This window comes from Sporolactobacillus sp. BBK16-2 (assembly GCF_059878335.1).
Genome location: NZ_CM187611.1, coordinates 1,688,233 through 1,713,023, shown reverse-complemented (window position 1 = coordinate 1,713,023; position 24,791 = coordinate 1,688,233). Strand labels below are relative to the sequence as shown.

Genomic DNA, 24,791 nt, shown 5'->3' with positions numbered 1-24,791 from the left:
GTAATGGCACTTAACAAGAGGAACATGAGTAAAACTTGTCCGAGCTTAATATAATCCTAAGAACCGGCAACCTTCATTGAAAGGATTTCGATCATATGTTCCGTAAAAGACGCCATACGCCAAACCCAATCATCTATTGTGTTGTTTTCTATATTCTTATCAGCTTGCTTTTATATGCGCTCACCAAACGGACAATAAATGTCATGATGCTCTGGAACCTGTTCTTGTCACTTCTTCCGTTGTTCTTCGCAATCTGCATGTGTCTTGCCGATGATGTGCATGACTGGCTCCGAACATGGCTGCTAGGTTTGTTGTGGCTCATTTTCTTTCCCAATGCACCCTATCTGGTTACAGACTTCATTCATCTGCAACGCATTTCATTCTATGCTTCGGCACAACAAGCGATCATTTATTCAACTGATTTCTTATCCTGGCTAAGTCTTATTCAGATCGGTGCCGGTATTTTTACCGGCACATGTGCAGGTATGCTTTCACTATGGATCATCGATCATCGATTTCTAAGAAAATACGTATACCCGATTTCCAATTTTATAATGTTGTCCATTTTCATCTTAAGCGGATTTGCGATGTACATCGGGCGTTTTCTGCGTCTCAATTCCTGGGATGTCTTTTACCCGAAACGATTCGTCGCCTATCTATCCGGTCATTTCACCTCATTCTCAATCGGTTTTTCTTTACTTTCCGCATGCTATATCTTTATTGTTTACTGTTTCTTTACTCTTATTTTTAACGTAATCACTCATTTAGACTTTGATACAAACATAAAAAAGCAACGATGGTAAAAGAGATCCATCGTTGCTTGCCTATTCGCTCTCACCATTAATTTTAACGGTGCGGACAGTTCATCTCACCAATTTAACCGTAATGAACAACAACCCAGTTTTACACGTTTTGACGCAATATAACCAAACCACTACCGCAAGATTGATTGCAATTAGACAGAAAACTGGTCGCTGTACATCGAAAAATAGATTCCTTTCTTCTTCAATAATTCTTCATGACTCCCCTGTTCGGCAATCATCCCATCCTCAACAACAAGAATTATATCCGCATGACGAATGGTAGAAAGTCGATGCGCAATGATTACGCTTGTCCTTCCGTGCATCAGCCGCAACATGCCTTCTTGAATTTCATGTTCGGTTTGTGTGTCGACATGGCTCGTTGCTTCATCCATAATCAAAATCGCCGGATCAGAGAGCAAAGCACGAGCAATCGTAAGCAGCTGCTTCTGTCCTTCACTCAGATTTTCTCCATTGCCTTGAAGAATCGTATCATACCCATGTTCTGTCGCCATAATGAATGAATCCGCATGTGCCGCAATGGCGGCGTTTTTGATTTCTTCATCCGTTGCGTCAAGTCGTCCGTAACGCAAATTGTCTGTAAAACTGCCGTGAAAAAGATAGGTATCCTGAAGCACCATGCCAAATAAGCTTCTGTAATCCGCGCGTCGATAATCGGTGATCGGAACGCCGTCGACACGAATACTGCCGCCATTCGGCTCATAAAAGCGCGTCAGCAGGTTTACAAGCGTCGTCTTGCCTGCACCTGTTGGCCCAACCAGCGCAATGGTTTCACCGGCATGCGCATGAAATGAAACCTGCTTCACAATCATTCTGCTCGGATTGTAACCAAATGAGACATTATGAAAATCAATGTCACCCTTGCAGTTTTTGCTGCTTATTGGTCGAGCATTGATATGGTCCGGAACTTCCTCTTTTTGATCCATGATATCGAAAACACGTTCTGCACCGGCAATTGCAGATAACAATGTGTTGAAAATGCTGGCGACATCATTTAACGGCCTTGAAAATTGCCGCGAATACGTAAGAAAGCTCGCAATCATGCCAATGGTGATCATATTTTTAACAGCTAAAAAGCCGCCAACCGACGCGACCGCGGCAAAGCCAAGATTATTGATGACGTTCATAAGCGGCATTAAATACCCGGACCAAATTTGTGCGTGCATGCCGACATCGGTCAGTCGTTGATTCATTTGTGTAAAACGGTCGATCTCCTTCCGTTCATGGCTGAATGCTTTAATGACTGATAGTCCGGATATAGATTCCTCAATATGCCCGTTCAAAGTTCCCAATTCCTTCTGCTGCTCCACAAACAACTTAGAAGTGCGAACAGCAATTGTTTTTGTCAGGATAATAACAAGTGGGACCATAATCAGACTAGCAAGGGTTAATGACGGGCTGATCCAGATCATCATTACAAGTGAACCGACAATCATGATCACATCATTCATTAATTGCACCGTAGACTGAGAAATCGTTACATCAATATTTTCAATGTCATTGGTCAGCCTGCTCATGATTTCGCCATGATTATGCCGATCAAAAAATGAGATAGGAAGCTTCTGCAATTTTCCAAAAAGACTTTGTCGAAGTGCGACAACCATACGTTGCCCTGCCGAGGCCATGAGCCATCCCTGAATGAAAGTCAATATGCCATCAGACAAATAAAAGACAGCCAAAACAAGCAATAGCTTAATCAGCATTGAAAAATGAACAGAACCTGTGTGAACACCGATTTGATTAATAGCCACTCCGATAAAGTAGGGAATCAGCAAGGTGACAATTGAATCGAGAAGGACTAAACCAAACACGATACACAATGCACGCCTCTCCTGAGCAAAATAAATGCCTAAACGATGCAGCGTCTCTCGCATTTGCTTTGGTTTTTCAACTGGAGCAAACCGAGCCGGGCCTCTTTTTCTGCCGCCTCTTCCCGGAATTGCAGTATTCGCTCGACTCGCACCGGATTTTTTGTCATCCATGCTGGACTCCTCCTTCGCTCAGCTGAGTCGTGTAAACCTCTCGATAAAATGATGAACGTGATAATAAATCATCGTGTTTTCCAATGGCCTCAATGCGGCCTTCATTAAGAACCACGATTTGATCAGCGTCTTTTATTGAAGACACTTTTTGCGAGATAATAATACAGGTCAGGTTTCTTAATGACTGTCTTAATTGACTGCGAATTGTTTTATCCGTATGCGCATCGACAGCACTTGTTGCATCATCCAATATAAGAAGATCTGGTTTACGGACGAGTGCACGTGCAATAGAAATGCGCTGTTTCTGTCCGCCGGATAAATTAACGCCTCCCTGGCCAATCAATGATTCATAGCCGTGCGGGAATCGGCGAATAAAGCGATCTGCATCCGCAATCTTTGCGGCTTGATAGACCGATTCATTGCTCGCCTGATCGTCCCCCCAGCGAATATTTTCAATGACTGAACCGCTGAAAAGCAATGGCTGCTGAGGCACAATGGCTATTTTCTTCCGCAGTTCTTCTTCCGTATATTTTTTGATATCATGTCCGTTAAAAAGAATTTCCCCTTGATCGGGATCATAAAAGCGAAGAATCAATTGAGCAAGCGTCGACTTTCCTGATGCGATCGGGCCAATAATTCCGAGTGTTTCTCCTGGTTTGACCTGAAAATGAATATCTTTTAATACAGGTCCTTGATTTTTATGAAATGAGAAAGTTACATGTTGAAAATGAAGGGCTCCTCTATTTTCCTGGCCCAATTTCTGATTTGTATTTTTGGGAAACCGCTCATCCGACTTGTGATTCATAACATCGCCGATGCGTTCCGCTGAAGCTCTTGCACGCACAAGCATATTAAAGGCGTTGTTCACCATCATAATTGCGAACAGGAGCTGCATCATATAATTAGTAAAGGCAATGATTGAACCGACCTGCATTGTTCCATGATCCACACCGATTCCTCCAAACCATAGAATGGCTAGAATCCCCGTGTTTACAGTCAGATTGATCATGGGACTGAATACACTTCCTACCTTTGAAGCAGAAGAAGAAAGATGACCGAGTTTTTGATTATTTATTTGAAACCGTTTCTGTTCATAAGCAGAACGATTAAAAACTTTTATTACACGGATACCAGATAAGTAATCCTGCATTGATCGATTGACCCGGTCAAGCGCAAGTTGCACATTTCGAAAAAACGGATAACTGATCTTCATATTTAAAACAATCAGCAGTGCAATAATCGGTGCAATCCCAAGCAAAACCAGTGAGAGTTTTGCATTCAGATGAACAGCCATGATCAGACTGCCGATACCGACAAGAGGCGCTTTGACCATAATACGCATGAGACCATTGGCAAAAGTTTGAACCCGAGTTACATCGTTTGTAAGCCGAGTAATCAACGAAGCACCGCCAAATTGATCAATTCCGGATTGCGGCAGATTTTGGATTTTTATGTACAAATCTTGACGCAAATCTTGGGCAAATCGTTGGGATACAATACCCGAAAGTATGTTGCGCATACTCGCACAAACTGCTCCGATTGCTGTAATCAAAAGCATCAGAAGTCCGTATCGTTCAATCTGAGGCATGTCCATCTGTGCAATGCCTTGATCGACAATTTGCGCCATCAATGCCGGCTGCAGCAAATCTGCCAGAGCTTCGAGCGACAGAAATAAAATTGCAAATAAGAACCTGATTCTGTATCTTCTCCAGTAAATAGTCAGATAGCCCATGAAAAACCCTCTTTCTGTCTCAGCCAAAGGTGAATACTTTCAGTATAGCAGTAAAAAAACGTCCTTGTAATTAGGACGCCACTGAACATTGTACAATTCAATTATTGCTCTTCAATAGCCTGCAGAGGATAGCCAAGCAGCGCCATTTCCAGACAGTGGCGTCGCTCTGGTTCAAAGAAGTCATCACCTAGAATGTCTCGAATTTTTTCCAGACGATTGTATAAGGTCTGCCGGTGAATAAACAGTTTCTTCGCTGTCTCTCCTTTTGATCCCATACATTTAAAGTACATGGACAGCGTCTCTACTAAATTAAGATGATGCTTTTGATCATAATCAATGATTTGCCCGAGTTGATCGTGAATAAACTCATTCAGTATAGGCTCAGGAACAGCATTAAGCAGCTGATAAACGCCAAGATTTCCATAAAAATTACATTTTCCCATTGCAGGAACTGTTTGAGAAATCTCGATTACCTGATAGGCTTCTTTAAAGCTCATCCACACTTCCGATAATCGTGTTCGCGATTTTCCAATACCGACATGGAATTTCAAACTGGGCAGCGCTTGATTTATATATTTATCCAATCCGTTAATCAAACCTTGTATATTTTTATACAATCCTGCGAGTGACTCCGAGGTCACGCGTTCCTTAGCGCAAATGAAATAGACTTGATTATTTTTCATCATCAGCAGGTGATGCATTTGGTATCGTTTTAATAAGGATCGAGTGAGAACCAGAATATCTTGGTTGCGGGCTTCCATGCGCTCAGGTCCGTCCTCAATCACATTATGTTCAAATTCAATAATGCCGCCGACAAAGATATATTTTTCACCGTTTGGTGATGGAAGTCCCATTCTCATCTGTGCTTGGTCTTCATTTTCGATCCGTTTGCTGAGAATATCCTGAATAAGTTCATTCTGATTGCTCAATATTTTTTCTTCAAGAAATTGAGTACGCAGCAATACCGTCGCCACTGCTTTTGCAGTATAATCGATCAGCAGCTTCATATACTCAGTTGGATGTGCTTGATGAAGGAGCATACCGACGCAGGAGAACACTTGACCGAAGCAGACGACCGGCTGAATGAGTAAAAAACGTGTTTCGTCCATTTTCCAAATTTCCGTCTCCTGAATTCGGTCAAAATTTTTCTTTTTCTCATTGCAAAACGTGTTAATGGTATGGGCGGTTTCCTCCGATACAGTTGGGTAAAATTTATTGGATTCAATAGTCGATAAGTAGACAATTTGCCGATCAGAGTAACTCTGTAAAAGGCGCAGAATTGCGGGAATGTCCGTACTCTGCAAAATCAGCTGTTGCTGTTTTTGAGAAAATTGCTCCAAATTTTTCAACAGACCAAAGTGTTGGTTGATTAAAAACGAATGGATGTCCTGTGTGATTTCTTCAAAGCGAATCGGTTGACGAAACAGTATGAGTGGAAAATCATGATCATCGCATAGGGCAATGATCTTATCCGGTATTTCATCAATCGTCGTTCCAAACTCAATACAAAGTCCGGAGGTGCCGTGATCAATAATCTGACGCATATACTCCAATCCTGATTTTGCGGAACGTTTTAACCACAGACCGGTTGTAAGAATCAAGTCATGCTTACTGACATAAGGGGCAGCATGCGTAATTTCAAGTATATGTACCCAACGGACTTCTCGAAACAAGCCATGAGCACCTGCAATCAATGCCGCTCTTTGAAAAAGTGGGCGTTCAAGCACATCATTCACACAAAAAGGCATTTCATCCATTTGCCTCAGCCCTCCATATATGTTGTGTTATAGTTCATTTTAATGTCATAATATCTGACACAGACGCTAAATGTCAAGTTTTATACCAAAAGACTAGACAAAACGTATGATGAAATGACTCCTTATTGTTTGTAACATTCTAGGTAAGGAATAACACAGACTGTATGAACCGCCATGATTAGTTGAAAAATGGTTGTGGTGCTCAGATTACGGTGTCTGATTATTCAATCTTTTGAAAAGACATAATAACTGGGAGGAATTCATTCATGATTATCGGTATTCCGAAAGAATTGAAGAACAACGAACGTCGTGTCGCCATCACCCCTGCAGGTACGTACCATTTGGTTCAAGAAGGCAATGTTGTTTATGTTGAAACTCTGTCGGGTGCAGGTGCAGGATTCTCCGATCAACAGTATGAAGAAGCTGGCGCGGTTATTACATCTGCTGAAAAAGCATGGTCAGCTGAAATGGTGATCAAGGTAAAGGAACCGGAACCAGAAGAATATCATTTCTTCCATGAAGGATTGATTCTCTTTACCTATCTTCACCTCGCTCCTGCAGTCGGTGCTGAATTGACAAAAGCGCTTGTTGCAAACAAGGTTGTATCCATCGCTTATGAAACGGTTCAACGTGCAGATCGCGTATTGCCTCTCCTCCAGCCAATGAGTGAAGTTGCCGGAAGAATGGCCGTTCAAATCGGGGCTCAATATCTTGAAAAATTCAGCGACGAAGCCGGAAAAGGTATCTTGCTCGGCGGAGTACCAGGTGTCTCACGTGGCAAAGTAACCATTATCGGCGGTGGTATTGTTGGTACGAATGCTGCGAAAATTGCAGTTGGACTCGGAGCCGATGTCACAATTCTTGACATAAGTGCTGACAGATTACGTGACCTTGATGATATTTTCGGCAATTCACTGAATACAGTCATGTCGAATCCTTACAACATTGCTGAATCAGTTAAAGAGGCTGACCTTGTTGTCGGTGCCGTACTGATTCCCGGCGCAAAAGCTCCTAAACTAGTTACTGAAGAAATGGTTGCGAACATGAAGGAAAATTCTGTGATCGTAGACGTTGCTATCGATCAAGGCGGCGTTGTTGAAACATCCGATCACAGCACAACTCATGATGATCCAACGTATACGAAGCACGGTGTCATCCATTATGCGGTAGCAAACATGCCTGGTGCTGTTCCAAATACATCGACTCTTGCACTAACTAATGTTACAATTCCTTACGCTGCGAAAATCGCCAGCAAAGGCTATGCCAAAGCATGTCTCGAAGATGAAGCACTGCTCAAAGGATTGAACACTTTAGACGGCTTCGTAACATTTAAAGCAGTTGCCGATGCACATGGCTTGGAATACAAGTGTGCTAAGGAATTGCTTAAAGCAGCAGCTGAAGTCTGATTTTCAGAATTGTAATGGCATTGCTTAACCCTTAATTCATTTAGTAATTTTGCGGCTCTTATTATAAATCATTTACCTCTCTACTCAGAGAGGTACTTTTTTGCGTTCGCACATCGACCAATGTAAATCGTTCACAAACAAGAGGCATGTCTTTTCTAAATGATTGCCCCAGTGATGCAAGTTCTCGCGTGAAAAATTCCTGATGCACCGTCCACCAGTATTGATAAGTGCAATCCCCTTCCCCTTCTGCCTGAGCGTGCTCCTCAGACACTTCATCCATCGGAATAATTGCCACTTCATTGGTTCTTGTGATACAAACTGGCTCGTCATGACTATTAAGAATAATGTTGTATTCACCCTTCTGGGGTAATTTTTCATGTTCTAATTCATAGAACACATAAGCTGAACAGGTTGCCGTTTTTATGCCTCTTGCGACCAGATCAGCCAATTTGTCAGAGTCACTTCCGAATTTCCATGCTGTAACTGAATTTTCTTCTTTTTTATCTCGCAAAAAATGATTCCAATAGCTTTTGCAAATCTTATTCACTTCGTGCCGTCTCCTTTATAAACGCTTATTGATCTGCACCGATGGATGTCTTTCACACGCATCAATCGTAACCTCCGCGCCGATTGGCATTGTCATCATCGGATGTGTATGACAGCAGTCAAAATCAGCGATGATCGGCAATTTCTTACCATTTAAGACTTCCAAAAGCAGATCCATCGGACTCCGTCCTGAACCTTCATCATCAAATCGTTCATGTTTGCCAAGCAAAATACCGCCGATCCGTTCAAAGACGCCATTAACTTTAAGTAATGAAAAATTCTTCTCTACCTGTGACGCATTTTTCATCGAATCCTCAATGAGCAGGATATCGCCTTTTTCTACTTCAGGCATATAGGGACTTCCCCAAAATCCATTCATGGTATTTAGGTTACCGCCAATGAGCCGCCCGGAAGCCTTAGCACCATTAATCCCGATCCAACGATTTCTGTACTTTACCTTTTCCTTGGTCTTTACCTCCCAATTCACCGCTTCGTCAGTCCAATAGTCCGGAGAAGTGAGTTGGAGCGGATAATCATTTGTCTTTTCAGCTATTTGTTCAAAATACTTGTATGTTTGATCCACAAAAGGCGGAAATTCACCAAAAGAAGAGACTAGAGCCGGCCCATATAAAACAGAACAGCCCGTTTGCGCGTAGATGGCAAGAAGAATAGCGGTCGTATCGGAATAGCCTATCATTATTTTTGGATTTCTTTTAAATGCTTGATAATCGATATAGGGCAGCAAAGAATTTGAATTTGTTCCACCAATAGTTGACATAATCATTTTTATGTTTTCATCATGAATTAGTGCATTCAATTCTTCTGCTCGCTCAAGAATCGTACCGGAGCGATAAAAATCTTGCTTTCCCGTTAAGCATCCTTCAACAATTTGAAATCCCTTTGATTCAAGGAACCGTTTTGCACGTGCAAAACGCAAAGGCGAAGTTGCCGTTATTGGGGATGATGGTGAAAAAATGCCTATTTTGTCTCCTTTTTCTAAAGTTAACATAAATCAGCCTCCATTCAACTGCACTTTAAAAGAAGTTAATAAAAAACCGGCAAAGTTTTTGCCGGAAGTCCTGTCAACGATTAATTGCCTTAAACCATTACATTGTCAATGAGAACTGTGATTCGTACAAGCGACGATAAACACCGTCTTGACTGATCAGTTGATCATGAGTGCCTTGCTCAGTAATTCCGTCACTAGTAACGACAATAATTCGATCTGCATTTTTGATTGTTGCCAGACGGTGAGCAATAATCAGCGTTGTGCGTCCTTTGGACAATAATTCAAGCGACTGCTGAATTGCGACCTCTGTCTCAGTATCCAACGCGGAAGTCGCTTCGTCAAGAATTAAAATTGACGGATCCTTAAGGAACATACGTGCGATCGAAAGGCGTTGTTTTTGGCCGCCGGATAATTTGACACCTCGTTCACCAATAACCGTGTCTAAACCGTTGGGCATATTCGCCACTGTATCTTCTAATTGCGCGAGCCGGATTACACGCCAAATATCATCATCGGTTGCATCTAGTTTCCCGTACGCTACATTTTCACGTAGCGTTCCAGAAAAAAGGAAGACATCTTGTTGTACTAAACCGATGTGATGGCGCAATGAGGAAAGTTTAAAGTCATGAATATCAATACCGTCAATCATAATCCTGCCTTCGGTCACATCGTAAAATCGAGGAAGCAGACTGCACAGAGTCGTCTTGCCAGCACCTGTCGGACCGACAAATGCAACTGTTTCTCCGGCATGAATGTGCAAATCAATGTGATTCAGCACCTGTTTCTTTCCTTCGTACCCAAAGCTGACATCGCAGTAGTCAATCCCGCCTTTCACGGAATCCACTTCAAGTGCACCCTCTTTATCTACGATTTCCGGTGCAAGACTTTTTAGGTTCATAAATCGTTTGAAACCGGCAATCCCTTTAGGATACAGTTCAATAATCGCATTAAATTTTTCAATCGGCTGAACAAAAATATTGGAAAGCAACAAAAAGGCAACAAATTGTCCGCTGCTTAATTCACCGTGAATGACAAACCAGGAGCCACTGATTAATGTAAATAGAGTGATCAGCCTCATGAAAAAGTAGTTGGTTGTCACACTTGTAGCCATAATCTTATAGGAAAATAGTTTCGCTCTCTGATATAATTTATTATTTTCTCGGAACTGTTTTCGTTCGTAGTTTTCATTCGAAAATGCTTGTACCACACGAATTCCGCCAACCGCATTCTCAACATTGGCGTTAAATACGGCAATATCCTGATAAATTTGGTCAGTTGCTCGAGTCATTTTCATGTTGAACACAATGATAAACGTTCCAAGAATCGGGACAAGAATAAACGTGATGCACGCCAATTTCCAATTAATCGTCAGCATTAAGAAAAATGCTCCGAACAAAGACATCAAGGCAATAAATATATCTTCCGGTCCGTGATGCGCGGTCTCGCCAATATCAAAAAGATCGGTAGTGAGACGCGACATCATATGTCCTGTTTTGTTATTATCGAAAAAATGAAACGATTGCCTTTGAATATGTTCGAACAGTTCCTGGCGAATATCCGTTTCAATCTTGATTCCCAGCATATGCCCCCAATAGGTCACAACATAATGAGTGACTGTATTAATCACATAAAAAAGGAGCAGACCAGCTGAAGCAAGCATAATAATAGACCAATCCTTTCCAGGTAGCAGTCGATCGATGACTTGATTAACTGCTACAGGGAAAACAAGTTCGAGCAAGGCAAGCAGTACTGCACAGAAAAAGTCGAGGAAAAATAGTTTTTTATAGGGTTTATAATAAGCGAAAAATGAGCGGATCACATGCTCGCCTCACTTTCGTTTGATTTATAGTTCATTCAGCCAAAGATCACGGCTGGCATCAGAAGGCATTCGCCAGTCACCTCTCGGCGACAAGCTGACTGTCCCGACTTTTGGCCCATCCGGAATTGCCGAACGTTTGAACTGCATTGAGAAAAAGCGTCGAATAAAAACAGTCAGCCATTTTCGAATGGTCGCATCATCATAAGAGCCTGCAAATGCTGATTTTGCCAAAAAGAGTATTTTTGCTGGAGTAAATGCACTGCGAACAAAATAGTATAGGAAAAAATCATGTAATTCATAAGGACCTACAATATCTTCGGTTTTCTGTGCAATTTTCCCTTCACCGTCTTTCGGCAGCAATTCAGGGGTCACCGGAGTATCAAGAACGTCAAGAAGAATAGTACTGATCTCTTTGCTTGTCTCTTCTTCGGCAACATAACGGACAAGATAACGGACAAGGGTTTTCGGAACAGAACAATTGACAGCGTACATCGACATATGATCGCCATTATAGGTACTCCAACCAAGCGCGAGCTCAGACAAATCACCGGTTCCAATAACAAGCCCGCCTTCTTTATTGGCAATGTCCATCAAGATCTGCGTACGTTCACGTGCTTGAACATTTTCATAAGTTACATCATGAATTGCCGGATCATGCCCGATATCTTTAAAGTGCTGCAGGCACGCCGCTACAATATTAACTTCTCGAAAATCAGTTTCAAGTTTCTTGCACAGAGATACGGCATTTTGATACGTGCGATCAGTCGTACCGAAACCAGGAAGCGTTACAGTGATGATATCTTTCCGATCGTAATTAAGTAGGTCATAAGTCTTTGCAATAACGAGCAATGCCAAGGTGGAATCAAGTCCACCGGAAATACCGATGACCGCTTTTTTTAATCCAGTATGTTCCATTCGTTTGGCTAGTGCTGCAGCCTGAATATTGAAAATTTCGCTACAACGTTGTTCTCTTTGCTTTGCATCAGAAGGAACAAACGGATGTTTGTCAATTGCTCGATCAAAGATTCCAAATTCCGTGTTTTTAAAGGAGAAAGGAATTTTTCTCGCCTTCCAAGGAACCGTTGATGATGCTTCTCTAAAGCTAATGTTTTTGATTCGTTGCAGATTCAGCCGATCAATGTCAACAATTGATGTAACGACTTGGTTCTCCCTTTGAAAACGTTTATTCTTAGTCAGCATATTTCCGTTTTCAGCAATTAATAGTTCTCCTCCAAAAACAACATCGGTGGATGATTCACCCGTACCTGCACCGGCGTATATGTAAGAAGCCATGCATTTTGCACTTTGCGCGGCAACAAGCGCTTTTCTGTAGTCAGCTTTGCTGACCACTTCATTTGATGCGGACAGATTTCCGATCAACTGCGCGCCAGCAAGGCTCAAATAACTGCTTGGTGGCACAACGCTCCACAAATCCTCGCAAATTTCAAATCCAATTTGAAACGGCCCGCTTTGGAAGAGAAGATCAATGCCAAATGGTATTGATTTTTGAAAAGATAAATCAACCGTATGACCGATAATTTCTCTTCCTGATGAGAACCAGCGTCTTTCGTAGAACTCTTCATAATTCGGTATGTAACTCTTAGGAACAATGCCCAGCACGTTTCCATCAAATAAAATATACGCACAATTATAGACCACTGTCTCTGCATAGAGTGGGGCACCAACAGCAATCAGTATATCTTTTCCGGCACTGTAGGCACATAATTCCTTTACGCCCAAAGCTGCTTGATCAAGTAATTGTTTCTGCAGGAACAAATCGGCACATGTGTAGGATGTTACGCACAATTCCGGAAAAACAACGAGTTTTGCATGTTCTCCAACAGCTTGATCAACACATTTTTTAATGTTTCTTACATTCGAATCAACATTCGCGACTTGAGTTACCGGACAAGCAGCAGCCAAGCGGATAAAATTCATTGAATTCAATACTTAAACCTCCGATCAGGCAGACTTAAAAATGCCTACGATATACATTATCCCTAAAACCGGAACCAACAATGCACCGTTAAACAAAAAGCCTCCCAGTTCCGGAGAGGCATAAGCAACAGCATCATTGTTTTATTAACTTACAATCTTGCACTGCATAAATCAAATTAACTTTATTCTAATGCCGCTTCAAAAAAATGTCAATGTATGGATATTAACGTCAACCAACTGATTGAGCAATTTCAACTAAATAATCAGCAATCCGTTGACCAATATTTTGTATCGCAGCCAAGGCAGACTGGCGGTTTTCAAAATCACTTGTCAGTACACTCACGGCAACGGAATGTCCGCCGCAAACAAAAAAGGCGGCATCATGATCAATTTCGTTCATTTCACCGGTTTTATTGTAAACCGTCACCGGCTGATCTTTTTCATTAAACAGTCCTGGCAGCTTGTCTCTAAATTGTTGGTGAAGCATCCATGATTTTGCCTCATCTGGCAACGGATCATGCTCGGAAAATATTCGTCTAATCATCCAATTCGCATCATGAGCACTTATCCAGTTGGTGCGCCCTTCCTGCTGCGCACGTTCGTCCATCATCCTTCGCTCAATTCTTGTCTCTGCCAGACCCTGTTCTTCCACCCATGACTGAATGTTGTCGATACCTAAGAAATCCATAAGCACATTCGTCGCAGTGTTATCCGATACATTAATCATCAAAGCGAGCAAGTCTTTGATCGTCCAATCGCGACGAGATAAGACCTGTAGAACACCGGACCCACTGACGATTTGCTTTTCATCCAAATGAATCATTTTTTCAAGAATAGTGGATCTGATCGTTAATTGTTCATATGTATACAGTAAAATCGGAAGCTTAATCAAGCTTGCAGCCACCATTGGAATATTTGCTTGATAAGATAAGAAAAAGCCATCTGATCCCGCTGCTTCAATCTCAATTTTCTCACCAAGAGGAAGTACGATTGCCTTAATATCATTGTACAATTTCTTATTTAAATCAACCAATCTTCTCACCTCGTTCATCATCTATATCTTAATTTAAAACTGAACCCGATTCATTCCTTCCAGTAACGACGAATCGTGCACAATTCTTCTTCATACTTTGATTCTTTAAGTTCTGTAATACTGATAATTGCACCAGGCGTTGGAGAGTGGATCATTTTACCGTTTCCAACATAAATGCCGACATGGTGGACATAACCCTTCCCTCTCTCATAAGCAAAAAAAAGCAAGTCTCCCGGTAGCGCATTCTCAAATGAAACAGCCTTGCCTAGAATCGATTGATCATCTGCATCCCGTGGAATTAAATAACCGCCTGCATAAAACATCGAATAACTGAATCCGGAACAATCATAACCATATGCACTCATTCCGGACCATAGGTAAGGAAGGTTCAAAAATCGTTCAGCATTTCTTACTATTTCAGAGCCGGAAAGAAGATGCTGCTGTTCAGGAAGAAGAACATCCTTTTTGTGGATAAAGCCTGGGCCGATAGGGCTGTCTACCATAAGATCGATGTCCCCTGTTTCGAGAACAGGCAAAAATGTTCCGAAACTTAAATCAAACACCGGTTCTTTTTGAGTCGTAAAGAATGTTGCCATTTTACTCTGAACCATGACCAACGCGCAATTTGTACTCATGTCAGTTTCAATAGAATGACGGATCGGCATCCAACCCGGATATCCACGTTTATCTTTAGTCGACGGTTGGCTGGGAACGTGAACTTTTGCCCATGCCCCCTTTATTTCGTCAATAATTAGTTCATTACCGAACAGTACTTGAGTTTGGAGCCTTTTTTCCTTGCACAATGCAATGGTTTCATCACGCGTCATTGACCGTAACCATGCAGCCATGTCAGGTCGGTCATTAACAACGGCCGCATCAATAGTCCGAACTGATTCCGGATTTGTCCAGATCGTCGCCACTGGAACAGATACTCTCCTTCTTTTCAATTGAATCTTCTCCCTCAATTGATTTGAACCCGTTGGATACCTAATCCAGGTGTATCAGGCAGTGAGATGCAACTATAGTTGTAAATGGCACCGCCAATGACCGGATTGGATGCAAACATGAGTGGTGTATCAAGATCACAGCGCGTCACATTTGCTTTTGCAGCAGCAAAGTGACAAGCTGCCGTAACCGCAACATTTGACTCAACCATACAGCCGACCATGCATTCAACGCCATACGCTTCCGCAAGGTTATTGATTTTCTCAGCACCATAAATGCCGCCTGCCTTCATCAATTTAATATTCACAATGTCGCATCCATGCATTGCCAGAAGCCTCGCTGCGTCCGCAGGACTAAAAATGCTTTCGTCAGCCATAATTAATGTGTCTACATGTTCCGTAACATATCTCATTCCTTCAAAATCCCATGCAGGTACAGGCTGTTCAATTAACTCAATATTTAAATCCATATCCTCCATTTTATGAATAATGGCAACGGCAGATTTGGCGTTCCACCCCTGGTTCGCATCGAGTCTTAATTTTATATGAGAACCTACAGCCCGTCTGAGACCTTGAACGCGTTCAAGATCTTCTTTTACTGTCGAATTGCCTACTTTTATTTTCAGTGTTGTAAATCCTTTTTTAACGTAGCCAATTGCATCTTGAATCATTTCATCTACAGGATTAACACTTACAGTGAAATCCGTTTCAAGTTTATTGTCATTGCCTCCGAGCAGCTGATAAAGCGGAAGCCCTGATCTTTTTGCCAAGCAATCATACACAGCAATATCGATAGCCGCTTTTGCACTTGAATTATGCAAAATCGCTTGATCTACCGCATGATTAATCCGTTCTTTTTGTTCAATTTCAAGTCCGATAATTTTCGGACGAATAACTTCCATTACAGCGTATTCAATACTTGCAAGACTTTCACCGGTAATCACATGTGTCGGAGGAGCCTCACCAATTCCTGTTGTTCCATCATCACAGGTGATAAACACGACTGTACTTTCAGCTGTATTCACCGTTCGAAGTGCGGTTTTAAATGGTTTGACCAGTGGTATCGCCAGTCTTTTTGTTTGTACATCAACGATTTTCATCCTATTCGCCCTTTCAGGATTTCATTAAGTCAAAAATCGGTTACATCACGCCCGGCTGAATCCACAGCTGTTTCCGATCGGCATCGAGCATGGCGTCAACGCCGAGTGGAACGGAAAAATTCGGAGCACAATGTCCAATGAAAAAGCCGCTGACCACAGGCTTTCCCAGAGATCCTAAATAAGTCCGGATAACTTCTTGGTATGTGAGCGTATCCTTTTTATCGTCCGGTAGATTTTGGTGAATATCGCCGATGATAAATCCGGCTGCTTGATCTAATTTTCCTGTTAGTCTCAATTGATTAAGCATACTGTCAATCCGATAGGGTGCTTCTCCGATATCTTCAATTAAGACCAGTTTATTTTTCATGTTAATCTCAAATGGTGTACCAATTGAGCTGACTAAAAGTGATAAATTGCCACCGACTAGCTTTCCTTCAGCAGTACCGCCATGTAACGTGGAGAGCGGAGACAAATGTTCATCATAGCGCAATGACATGGGTTGAAATAGCTGGGAAAACAACTGTTTTGAGAGCAGCGGAACATCGGGAGCACTGAGATCCGAAGCAAGCATAGGTCCGTGAAAGGTTATCAAATCGGTTTGCTGCCTAATTGCCGTATGTAAATAAGTAATATCGCTATATCCCCAGAAAACTTTCGGATGCTTTCGGATCAAGTCAAAATCAATTCGATCTGCGAATCGTGCAGTACCATAACCGCCTCTTGAACAAATAATCGCACGTACCGTATCATCAGCAAACATCTCATGGAAATCAGCCAACCGTTCTTCATCGGATCCAGCCAAATAACCGTATTTCTTATCTATATTTTTGCCCAAACGAACCCGGAAACCAAGCTGTTTTAACCATTCACATCCCTTCTCAAGTCGCTGCATGTCCGGGGAACCGGCAGGGCTGATCACACCTATTGTATCTCCCTCATATAATCGCCTTGGAATAATCATTGACGTTTCTCCTTTCATGCCCAAACACCACAAAATCCAGTTCAAAATCATTTTGAACTGGATTTTTTCGAGGACGATATAGACAAAGCCTATAGGCTTCTTTTTTGCGTTTGTTTTCCTTGAGCGCATCACTAAAAGCCGCCATTAACGCTTTTTGGCAAGAACCAATATATCTTTGCTGAATATCAAGAACAATTAGAAGATTATTTATCAGTACTCCCAATAAAACAGAGCAAACACATTGCATAGTCAACTGAATCGTCACAAAATAATCAACACTTCTGCCATTTGCTTCACACACCACAATACCCCAAAAAAATGAGTTGAATTGTAAAGCGATCTGATTGATCCGTGTCGGCTTTTCATTGAAAAATAAATAATTCGAATTGTTATAATGAGTCATTACCTTAGTGTCCTTCCTCAGCCACAATCAAGTACCACAAAAGACTAACGGCAGGAATACCGCAGATGACTAAAATCATGAAAATTTATAGGAACAAAATAAGTATATTAGGACTCATTTACTTTGTCAATATTTTAAAAATTGTGCTAAGAACCGACGATGGGATGAATTGGGAAAGTACTTATTAATGAGAACAAAAGTGATCTTTGATCATAATAATTGAGTCGCCAATTTGTCATGTATGAATTACATGCTTAGAGGAAAACTAACAAGAAAAATGCTTAATGATGTAGTGTACATCCACCATCAATCCTAATGTTTAGATTGGAGTTTAAAAATGGTAAGAAGAAAGAGAGCAATTTTAGACTGCTTCGGATCCGCAAGTTTGTCCCATCATCGTCCGGCGGTGGTCGCTTGGTGGTCAGCAGCATTTCCAGGTTTTGGTCATATGCTTTTGGATATGCATATTAAAGGGAATGTCTTATTTCTTTTTGAGATCATTATCAACTTCAATTCAAAATTAAACTTAGCAATGGTTTATTCCTTCGTAGGTGATTACGAACATGCAACAAATGTTCTCAATACGCAATGGGTACTCATCTACATTCCTTTTTATTTTTATTGTATTTGGGACAGCTATCGTACGGCTACAAAATTGAATCTCTTATATACATTAGTTAAAAACCAGCCAGTAGAAATGGACGTGCTTGATTTACGTTCAATAGAAACTTGTTTTTTAGATAAGCGTCTGCCCTGGGCAGCTTCTATTTGGTCACTTTTACTTCCCGGATTGGGACAACTTTATACACGTCGTCTTATTCCCGCAATTTCACTTTTGGCGTGGTCGGTGGCTATTTATGTTAATTGCCATGAACTTCAGAGCATTCAACTGTTCATTATTGACCATGCAGAATTCAACGAGTCGATTCAGTTACTTGATGCTGAATGGTTTCTTTTTATTCCTTCGCTTATTTGGGGCAGTGCTTACGACGCATATTCGAAAACAAGTGAAAGTAATCGCCTTTTCGAGGAAGAACTCAGCACCTATTTACGTCGAGAGTGGGGAGCAAATCGATCACGACTGAATATCTGAGAAAGGGGGCAAAGATCAATGAGCAACATCATCTGCCTATTTCATCCATCACTTTCAGTTGAACTATTATTGACCGAACTTCAAAGAAATAAAATTAAAAAAAGCGATATTTCCTGCTTTGTTTTGAAAGCGCCAACTCAATCAAAACCAAAATCAGGTTATAAAGATCCTACTGAAACAACAAGTTTGGCAGATTTGGGATTTATTTTCGCAACTATTTTCGGAGTCATTGGCGCAAGTGTAGGTTTTCTACTGCCGCTTGGTCCGATCATCTGGGGAATTGCCTCAAGCGTCTTCGGTTTTTTACTCGGTTTTATTATTGATTGCTGTTATACAAAAGTATTGAAACAAAAGCCGCATACCTACATACTCGTTTCGATTGACTGCACCAGCGAGAAGGAATCTTTAATAAAAAAAATAGCGGAAACCCATCAAGTCATTGGGCTTACCGTTATTGAATCATGAGTTGATTTTTCATCTTTTTCTATTTTTTCGCGGCAATTTTTACAATATCCGTAAATTTCAAATTTATGTCCGGTCACTTGAAATTCGGGATCAATTTGTGACAAGTCCTGCATTGGGCACACATCAATGGTTCTCGTTTTACCGCAACGAAGACAAATAAGATGGTGATGATGATGCTCCTTACAATGGAACTGATACATTTTTTCACCGTCAAGCTCCGTTTCTTCAAGAATCATTAAATCTTGAAACAGCGATAAATTACGATAAATTGTATCGAAGCTGATCCCCGGATAATCATCTTTTAACGCAATCTGAATGTCCTTTGCTGAAAGATATCCACCTTTGCGATCAAATAAATCCAATATATCCTCTCGTTTATCTGTATGTTTGTACCCTTTGTTTTTTAATAAAACCATGGCTTCTCGTTTATTCAATGAGAATCACCTCTTTTGTAGCAAATCATTCTTGATCCTTTACAACACAGCATACCATTTTTCACTAAAAAAGCATAATATTCGTTTCCCACGAAAAAAGAGCTTCCCACTTGGAGAAACTCCCTATCCATTTCTTCACCAAAAAAATCCAATTGCCAAAATAGCTGCGATTGATGCTAGTGCGATTGGATATCCCCATCCTCCGCTTCCCCAGAGGAACAAACCAGGACTGTTTGATAAAACACTTCCAGCAGGTTGCAAATATGCAGTCCGTTCGTCAACACGTGTCAGCATGCCTCGATGGACTGAGCCATCATGGCAACGGATTTCAACCGGCTGATTCACTAGACCACAGCACTGAGAATAAATCGATTGATTGGGCACTTTCATTCCCTCCCATTCACTGGTTATTCTCTAATACTGTATGTCTAAGAAGCGCTTGGAGCGGCGGCATTCATCATCATTCCCCCGCCCGTTCTCACCTATTTCTTGATGTACCGGTGCCTCGTATGGTCAATCGTCTGTGCAAGCAGATTCATGACGTGTTCGTCTTCCTCGGAGTAAAAAATGACTTTTCCCTCGCGACGTGATTTAACCAGATGCAGTTGTTTTAAAAAACTAAGCTGATGAGAAACAGTTGATTGCTGCAGAGCTAAAAGATCGGAAATCTCCGAAACAGAACACTCGCGCTGCGAAAGCAAATAGAGAATCCGAACACGCGTCGGTTCAGACACTGCTTTAAAAATTTGGGCCACTGTAGCCAATGTTTTATTATCTAAATCAACCGGTGTTTTATCACTCATCATGATCATCCTAATCGAAACATTTCATGTGACTACCTTAGCAGATTCTGAACAGATCTGTCTATTGATCCATTTCATTGCACAATCATGGCTTACTTTTTCTTCTTTTTTGACCATTGTTCAATGTCCCAAACCCTTGTGATCCATTTTTCATAGAACGAAGGTTCATGGCTTACTACTAAAACAGTGCCGTCATAAACCTCAAGCGCCTTACTCAATGCTTCCTTTGCGAATACATCAAGGTGGTTTGTCGGTTCATCAAAAATCAGGACATTGCTTTTCTGCAGCATCAGTCTTCCAATTCGGACCTTTGTTTCCTCACCGCCGCTCAATGTATCCATCGGTTGCCGCATATGTTCGGCAAATACTCCGCATTGAGCCAGATGCTGACGCAGAACTTTTTCAGGAGTCTCCGGAAATTGTTCCATCATCCATTCCAGTGGCGTTAAATGAGGCGGCGCCGAGAGTTGTGAAAAGTAGCCGGGCATCACACGCTCCCCTTGTTCGGCACATCCTGATATCGGCTTCAACTCGCCAAGCAGCGTTCGGAGAAGCGTGGTCTTTCCAATGCCATTATGTCCGATAATAGCAATCTTCTCGCCGCGCATAATTTTTTCATTAACGCGTGGAAATAAGGGGCGATCATAGCCGACATCAAGATTCTCCGCTGCGAAAATCATTCGTACCGGCTGACGATCCACTTTAAAATGGAAATGCGGCTTTCGCAACTGTGAAGGTGGATCAAGTCGCTCAATTTTGTCTAACTGTTTTTCCCTGCTCTTCGCTTGCTTTGCCGTAGCCGTACGCACCTTGTTTTTCTGAATATAGGTTTCCAGTTTTTTAATTTCTCGTTGTTGCTGACGGAACGCAATCTCTTGCTGTTCCTGCCGCGCTTCATGCTGCTTAAGATAGGATTGATAATTGCCAACATAACGAATCAATTGCTGGTTTTCCAAGTGATAGACATATTGGGCAATTTGATTCAGAAATTGCGTGTCGTGGGAAATCACAATGAAAGCATGTGAATAGGCGTTGAGATAATTTGTCAGCCAATTAATATGAACAACATCGAGATAGTTCGTCGGTTCGTCAAGCAGCAGTACATCCGGGTTTTCAAGCAGTAACTTTGCAAGACACAATTTGGTCAACTGACCTCCGCTCAATTGTGTTACGTCTTTTTCAAGTCCGATTGCCGATAATCCTAACCCATCAGCCATCTCATGAATCTTTGCGTCGATAGTGTAAAAATCGTTTGCCAGTAAAAGCTCCTGTAGCTGGCCGTATTCGTCAATATAGGAAGGATCCGCATTAGGTTCCTGCATTTTGACAGCAAGTTCATTCATCGTGCGTTCTGCGTCAAACAGTTCTTTAAACGCATCTTGCAGGCTTTCATAAATGCTCTTTCCTTTGCCAAAATTTAGATGTTGCTCAATAACACCGATTTTTAAGTCCTTCCTCTTGCTGATGCCTCCATTATCCGGCAATAATTCACCAAGCAGCAATTTAAGAAAGGTAGATTTTCCGGCACCATTATGACCGACCAGTGCGATATGTTCGCCCTCCATCAGCCTGAAATTCATATCTTGATAAATCAATTTGTCTCCATAAGAAAAAGCGACATCCTTCGCTTCAATAAGTAACATAAGTTCACTCCTCTGATTTGCGGCCGATCAAGAAGCGAGCAGATAGACAGGATATTTTTCGATCCGCATAAAAAGGAGCGAAGCATTGACGCTTCGCCCCTTTTAGTTCGACTTTCAACCGTCAGAAACAGAAACATCCCTTATCTATTGTCACAACCAATTGGCCTTTTTAACATTCGATGAGCACAGACCTCACCCGTATCAAGCCAATTTAAGTTGCAGACAATCAGATAAAATCATTGATATTTCCACTCCCCTTGTAAATACTTTTTCATTTTATACCTAATTTTGATGAAAAGCAATTCGTCACTGACGCAAAACAAGTTCAATCTCATGTTCAATGGGAATACCCTCTTCGTTTGCAGCAGGAATTGACGGCTTCAATATTCTTGCTTTAGACACCGCACCCAGATGAAGTGATGACAGTGTGAATCCCATCTTTTGATAAAAAAACAACGCATGTATATTATCGTTCGTTGTTGTCACCCTAAGCGAACATTCGTTTTTGGTTAACTGCACCATCTCATTGATCAGCGCTGAACCAATACCTTGATTCTCAATAAAACTGTTCAAAGAGATGATTTCTATTCCTTTCGCATCTTGTCTGTATGTCAGCATACCTGCGACTTGGTCGTTGGCAAAAGCCAATAGGCCCGGCAATGTCAGCATATCAATTAATTCACCGTGAATGGCCATCGCGGGCCCATTCCAATATTTTGCGAGAAGATTTTTAACTTCTGTTCTGTCCTTTTTTTCAATCTTTCTTATTTGAATGTACAAGTCTTCATCTCCTTGACTTTCCAATAGTACTGACTCAAAAAAATTGATCATGTGCCCATTTTAAGGCATTTGCCTACCCATTTTCACGGTATCTGCATAGTTTAGATATAGGCCATTGTTTTACTATACTTTGCGCGGAATTACTTTGCCGGCAAGGAATTGATTATAGGAGGAACGAACATGTCATATCCAAGCTATTGGGAAAATCTGGTCAATCAACCTGTAGAAATACAGTGCAATGACGGATCAGTTCACGTTGGAATTATTGAATCGTTTGACCAGGACAATGTATATTTAAAGCCCCTGACCAATGATCAGCAGACGCCAAATGAACGACCTGACGAAACGCGAAACGGTGATGAAAGGTTCTTCGGTTTTGGCCCTCAGGCGTTTCTGGGAGGCTTTGCCGGCGGATTGCTCGGTGTCGGGCTCAGTTCAATTATCGGTGTTCGGCCTTGCCCTTACTGCCCTCCAAGACCATTTTATGGACCGGGACCAGGTCCTCGTCCCCCATATGGCGGCGGATTCTATGGACCGGGACCAGGACCGTTTTTCTATTAATCACTGCCCTATCCAGTTTCGCACACCCAATTGGCGGTGTGCTTTTTCTTTGAAAACAAACAAAAAGAGAATCGGCTGATGCCGATTCCCATCTTACTATTGCATAAATTACTTCAAGTTTAAAACAGTGACACGTTCACGAGACATAGACAAGAGACTGTGGTGGATTCCCTGAACACCCATGCCGGATGCCTTTACTCCAAGGAATGGGAAGTGATCCGGGCCACGTTCCGTACGTCCATTAATCTGAACCGTTCCAGCTTCAACTTGCCGAGCCACTGCAAGAGCACGGTCGATATCCTGTGAAAAAATACTTGCTTGTAGACCAAATTCCGATTTGTTTGCAATTTCAATTGCTTCCTCATCAGATTTTACACGAATAATCGGTAATACAGGACCAAAAGGTTCGATCCAAGCGATATCCATATCTTCGGTGACGTTATCCAAAAGTGTAGGATAAATCAGATTTTCCTTGCGCTCATTGCCGATTACGAGAGTGGCTTTTTTTGCGAGCGCATCATCGATCAGACCTTGAACGAAGTCTGCAGACTTGTCATCGATCAGCGGAACGATCGTGCTGTCTTTTTCCGGAGAACCGACAGTCAGCTTTTCAATTTCCGCTTTCAGCCGCGAAACAAGTTCATCGGCAACTTTTTCGTTTACGAGCACGCGCTTGATTGCCGTGCATCGTTGACCTGAGTACGAAAAAGCACCATTCATAATGCTTTTGACAGCTACATCCATATCTGCGTCATCACAAACAAGTGCCGGGTCCTTTCCGCCAAGTTCAAGTACAAGCGGAATCATTGCTGTTTGTTTTGACAGATGGCGGCCGGTTGCTGAACCGCCTGTAAAACTGATCATGTTAATTCCTTTATGTTCAACTAAATAATCGCCAATAACCGATCCACGGCCGGTCGTCAAGCTAAGGAGTCCTTTTGGAAGGCCCGTTTTATCTAGTGCCTCAATCATCTTAATACCGCTGATTGAGCCTTGAGTAGCCGGTTTAAAAATAACAGCATTACCGGTCATTAATGCTGGAGCAATTTTGGAGGCTGCAAGGTTAACGGGATAGTTAAACGGAGCGATGGCCAGCACTACACCTAATGGCGCTCTTTCAACGATTCCGATTTTCTTTTGATCGCCGCCTGGGAATCCATCGCCCTTCAAGCTTTCACCATGCATGTGCAATGCTTCCTGTACAGTGTAACGGATCAAGTCTGCTGTACGTACAACTTCTTTCTGAGCATCCTTAAATCCCTTACCTACTTCCTGCATTACTGCTTTGGCAATTTCTTCACTATTCTTTACCAACTCATCGGCCCATTGGTCAAGGTAAGCACCGCGTTCACTCTGCGTCAGCTTCGCCCAGTCTTTTTGTGCAGCATGTGCTGCAGTTATTGCTTCATCCACTTCATCCTGTGTGACCGCTTGAACATAACCGATCGTTTCTCTCAGGTAAGGGGATTGAATGGCAATCGTCTCGCCGGATGAACTTTTTTTCCATTCACCATTGAGGTACGCCATGTAGGTGGTCAATTCTGATACATTAGAAGCCATA

The 24,791-nt window shown here is 42.0% G+C and carries 23 protein-coding genes; 5 read left to right on the top strand and 18 right to left on the bottom strand.

The window, feature by feature from the left end; all coding sequences use genetic code 11:
• Positions 1–95 precede the first annotated feature (95 nt).
• On the top strand, positions 96–803 hold the full coding sequence (locus AC6F33_RS08565) for a DUF1361 domain-containing protein (protein ID WP_500778111.1): 708 nt from the start codon (positions 96–98) through the stop codon (positions 801–803).
• A gap of 152 nt (positions 804–955) precedes the next feature.
• On the opposite strand, the gene AC6F33_RS08560 is transcribed toward AC6F33_RS08565, so the two are convergent.
• From AC6F33_RS08560 to AC6F33_RS08550, 3 genes are all read right to left on the bottom strand, one after another.
• Complete coding sequence (locus AC6F33_RS08560) at positions 956–2,803, bottom strand: ABC transporter ATP-binding protein (RefSeq protein ID WP_480947386.1); 1,848 nt, start codon at positions 2,801–2,803, stop codon at positions 956–958.
• A complete protein-coding gene (locus tag AC6F33_RS08555) occupies positions 2,796–4,535 on the bottom strand; it encodes an ABC transporter ATP-binding protein (RefSeq protein ID WP_500778110.1) in 1,740 nt (579 codons plus the stop codon). Before AC6F33_RS08555 ends, AC6F33_RS08560 begins: the two co-directional genes overlap by 8 nt.
• 101 nt (positions 4,536–4,636) lie before the next feature.
• Positions 4,637–6,292 (bottom strand): PucR family transcriptional regulator, encoded by a 1,656-nt coding sequence (locus AC6F33_RS08550; RefSeq protein ID WP_255746509.1) that lies wholly within the window; start codon positions 6,290–6,292, stop codon positions 4,637–4,639.
• A gap of 266 nt (positions 6,293–6,558) precedes the next feature.
• Here AC6F33_RS08550 and ald point away from each other — a divergent pair, with 266 nt between their 5' ends.
• Positions 6,559–7,698 (top strand): alanine dehydrogenase, encoded by a 1,140-nt coding sequence (ald, locus tag AC6F33_RS08545; protein WP_255746508.1) that lies wholly within the window; start codon positions 6,559–6,561, stop codon positions 7,696–7,698.
• 61 nt (positions 7,699–7,759) lie between these two features.
• Here ald and AC6F33_RS08540 read toward each other — a convergent pair whose 3' ends face one another.
• The 9 genes from AC6F33_RS08540 to AC6F33_RS08500 all read right to left on the bottom strand — a co-directional run bounded on the left by AC6F33_RS08540 (position 7,760) and on the right by AC6F33_RS08500 (position 17,451).
• Positions 7,760–8,245: an ASCH domain-containing protein gene (locus AC6F33_RS08540; RefSeq protein ID WP_480947388.1), complete on the bottom strand. Its 486-nt coding sequence runs from the start codon at positions 8,243–8,245 to the stop codon at positions 7,760–7,762.
• Positions 8,246–8,260: 15 nt separating this feature from the next.
• Positions 8,261–9,253, bottom strand: a complete 993-nt coding sequence (locus AC6F33_RS08535; RefSeq protein WP_255746506.1) for a S66 family peptidase — start codon at positions 9,251–9,253, stop codon at positions 8,261–8,263.
• Positions 9,254–9,350: 97 nt separating this feature from the next.
• The gene (locus tag AC6F33_RS08530; protein ID WP_255746505.1) at positions 9,351–11,072 is read right to left on the bottom strand and encodes an ABC transporter ATP-binding protein; all 1,722 of its coding nucleotides are present in this window, start codon (positions 11,070–11,072) and stop codon (positions 9,351–9,353) included.
• Positions 11,073–11,096: 24 nt separating this feature from the next.
• Positions 11,097–13,010, bottom strand: coding sequence for an NAD(+) synthase (locus tag AC6F33_RS08525; protein WP_255746631.1), 1,914 nt, complete (start codon positions 13,008–13,010; stop codon positions 11,097–11,099).
• A 229-nt stretch (positions 13,011–13,239) separates the two neighbouring features.
• A complete protein-coding gene (locus AC6F33_RS08520; RefSeq protein ID WP_255746504.1) occupies positions 13,240–14,043 on the bottom strand; it encodes a serine hydrolase in 804 nt (267 codons plus the stop codon).
• A gap of 50 nt (positions 14,044–14,093) precedes the next feature.
• On the bottom strand, positions 14,094–14,990 hold the full coding sequence (locus AC6F33_RS08515) for a C40 family peptidase (RefSeq protein WP_500778109.1): 897 nt from the start codon (positions 14,988–14,990) through the stop codon (positions 14,094–14,096).
• Between the two features lie 14 nt (positions 14,991–15,004).
• Positions 15,005–16,087 (bottom strand): mandelate racemase/muconate lactonizing enzyme family protein, encoded by a 1,083-nt coding sequence (locus AC6F33_RS08510; RefSeq protein WP_255746502.1) that lies wholly within the window; start codon positions 16,085–16,087, stop codon positions 15,005–15,007.
• 40 nt (positions 16,088–16,127) lie between these two features.
• Entirely contained in the window at positions 16,128–17,048 is a 921-nt protein-coding gene (locus AC6F33_RS08505; RefSeq protein WP_255746501.1) for a S66 peptidase family protein, read from the bottom strand.
• Positions 17,023–17,451 carry a DUF3870 domain-containing protein gene (locus AC6F33_RS08500; protein WP_255746499.1) on the bottom strand — a complete coding sequence of 143 codons (429 nt, stop codon included), beginning with the start codon at positions 17,449–17,451 and terminating at the stop codon, positions 17,023–17,025. Before AC6F33_RS08500 ends, AC6F33_RS08505 begins: the two co-directional genes overlap by 26 nt.
• Before the next feature lie 337 nt (positions 17,452–17,788).
• Here AC6F33_RS08500 and AC6F33_RS08495 point away from each other — a divergent pair, with 337 nt between their 5' ends.
• Positions 17,789–18,544, top strand: coding sequence for a hypothetical protein (locus AC6F33_RS08495; protein WP_500778108.1), 756 nt, complete (start codon positions 17,789–17,791; stop codon positions 18,542–18,544).
• An 18-nt stretch (positions 18,545–18,562) separates the two neighbouring features.
• On the top strand, positions 18,563–19,009 hold the full coding sequence (locus tag AC6F33_RS08490) for a hypothetical protein (protein WP_255746496.1): 447 nt from the start codon (positions 18,563–18,565) through the stop codon (positions 19,007–19,009).
• On the opposite strand, the gene AC6F33_RS08485 is transcribed toward AC6F33_RS08490, so the two are convergent.
• The 5 genes from AC6F33_RS08485 to AC6F33_RS08465 all read right to left on the bottom strand — a co-directional run bounded on the left by AC6F33_RS08485 (position 18,976) and on the right by AC6F33_RS08465 (position 22,669).
• Positions 18,976–19,443: a Fur family transcriptional regulator gene (locus AC6F33_RS08485; RefSeq protein ID WP_255746495.1), complete on the bottom strand. Its 468-nt coding sequence runs from the start codon at positions 19,441–19,443 to the stop codon at positions 18,976–18,978. The genes AC6F33_RS08490 and AC6F33_RS08485 overlap by 34 nt on opposite strands.
• Before the next feature lie 135 nt (positions 19,444–19,578).
• Positions 19,579–19,833: a hypothetical protein gene (locus AC6F33_RS08480; RefSeq protein ID WP_255746494.1), complete on the bottom strand. Its 255-nt coding sequence runs from the start codon at positions 19,831–19,833 to the stop codon at positions 19,579–19,581.
• A 92-nt stretch (positions 19,834–19,925) separates the two neighbouring features.
• Positions 19,926–20,249, bottom strand: coding sequence for an ArsR/SmtB family transcription factor (locus AC6F33_RS08475; protein WP_500778107.1), 324 nt, complete (start codon positions 20,247–20,249; stop codon positions 19,926–19,928).
• An 89-nt stretch (positions 20,250–20,338) separates the two neighbouring features.
• On the bottom strand, positions 20,339–21,889 hold the full coding sequence (locus AC6F33_RS08470; RefSeq protein ID WP_255746492.1) for an ABC-F family ATP-binding cassette domain-containing protein: 1,551 nt from the start codon (positions 21,887–21,889) through the stop codon (positions 20,339–20,341).
• Between the two features lie 306 nt (positions 21,890–22,195).
• Positions 22,196–22,669: a GNAT family N-acetyltransferase gene (locus AC6F33_RS08465; protein WP_480952847.1), complete on the bottom strand. Its 474-nt coding sequence runs from the start codon at positions 22,667–22,669 to the stop codon at positions 22,196–22,198.
• 180 nt (positions 22,670–22,849) lie between these two features.
• Between AC6F33_RS08465 and AC6F33_RS08460 the strand changes: the two genes are divergently transcribed.
• Positions 22,850–23,230, top strand: a complete 381-nt coding sequence (locus AC6F33_RS08460; RefSeq protein WP_255746490.1) for a hypothetical protein — start codon at positions 22,850–22,852, stop codon at positions 23,228–23,230.
• A 108-nt stretch (positions 23,231–23,338) separates the two neighbouring features.
• On the opposite strand, the gene AC6F33_RS08455 is transcribed toward AC6F33_RS08460, so the two are convergent.
• On the bottom strand, positions 23,339–24,790 hold the full coding sequence (locus tag AC6F33_RS08455) for an NADP-dependent glyceraldehyde-3-phosphate dehydrogenase (RefSeq protein WP_255746489.1): 1,452 nt from the start codon (positions 24,788–24,790) through the stop codon (positions 23,339–23,341).
• Position 24,791: the final 1 nt, after the last annotated feature.

Excerpts from the sequence above, each read along its gene's own strand:
- AC6F33_RS08565 (WP_500778111.1), top strand. The coding sequence starts at position 96 with ATGTTCCGTAAAAGACGCCATACGCCAAACCCAATCATCTATTGTGTT.
- AC6F33_RS08560 (WP_480947386.1), bottom strand. The coding sequence starts at position 2,803 with ATGGATGACAAAAAATCCGGTGCGAGTCGAGCGAATACTGCAATTCCG.
- AC6F33_RS08555 (WP_500778110.1), bottom strand. The coding sequence starts at position 4,535 with ATGGGCTATCTGACTATTTACTGGAGAAGATACAGAATCAGGTTCTTA.
- AC6F33_RS08550 (WP_255746509.1), bottom strand. The coding sequence starts at position 6,292 with ATGGATGAAATGCCTTTTTGTGTGAATGATGTGCTTGAACGCCCACTT.
- ald (WP_255746508.1), top strand. The coding sequence starts at position 6,559 with ATGATTATCGGTATTCCGAAAGAATTGAAGAACAACGAACGTCGTGTC.
- AC6F33_RS08535 (WP_255746506.1), bottom strand. The coding sequence starts at position 9,253 with ATGTTAACTTTAGAAAAAGGAGACAAAATAGGCATTTTTTCACCATCA.
- AC6F33_RS08525 (WP_255746631.1), bottom strand. The coding sequence starts at position 13,010 with ATGAATTTTATCCGCTTGGCTGCTGCTTGTCCGGTAACTCAAGTCGCG.
- AC6F33_RS08510 (WP_255746502.1), bottom strand. The coding sequence starts at position 16,087 with ATGAAAATCGTTGATGTACAAACAAAAAGACTGGCGATACCACTGGTC.
- AC6F33_RS08505 (WP_255746501.1), bottom strand. The coding sequence starts at position 17,048 with ATGATTATTCCAAGGCGATTATATGAGGGAGATACAATAGGTGTGATC.
- AC6F33_RS08500 (WP_255746499.1), bottom strand. The coding sequence starts at position 17,451 with ATGACTCATTATAACAATTCGAATTATTTATTTTTCAATGAAAAGCCG.
- AC6F33_RS08495 (WP_500778108.1), top strand. The coding sequence starts at position 17,789 with ATGGTAAGAAGAAAGAGAGCAATTTTAGACTGCTTCGGATCCGCAAGT.
- AC6F33_RS08490 (WP_255746496.1), top strand. The coding sequence starts at position 18,563 with ATGAGCAACATCATCTGCCTATTTCATCCATCACTTTCAGTTGAACTA.
- AC6F33_RS08480 (WP_255746494.1), bottom strand. The coding sequence starts at position 19,833 with ATGAAAGTGCCCAATCAATCGATTTATTCTCAGTGCTGTGGTCTAGTG.
- AC6F33_RS08475 (WP_500778107.1), bottom strand. The coding sequence starts at position 20,249 with ATGATGAGTGATAAAACACCGGTTGATTTAGATAATAAAACATTGGCT.
- AC6F33_RS08470 (WP_255746492.1), bottom strand. The coding sequence starts at position 21,889 with ATGTTACTTATTGAAGCGAAGGATGTCGCTTTTTCTTATGGAGACAAA.
- AC6F33_RS08460 (WP_255746490.1), top strand. The coding sequence starts at position 22,850 with ATGTCATATCCAAGCTATTGGGAAAATCTGGTCAATCAACCTGTAGAA.
- AC6F33_RS08455 (WP_255746489.1), bottom strand. The coding sequence starts at position 24,790 with ATGGCTTCTAATGTATCAGAATTGACCACCTACATGGCGTACCTCAAT.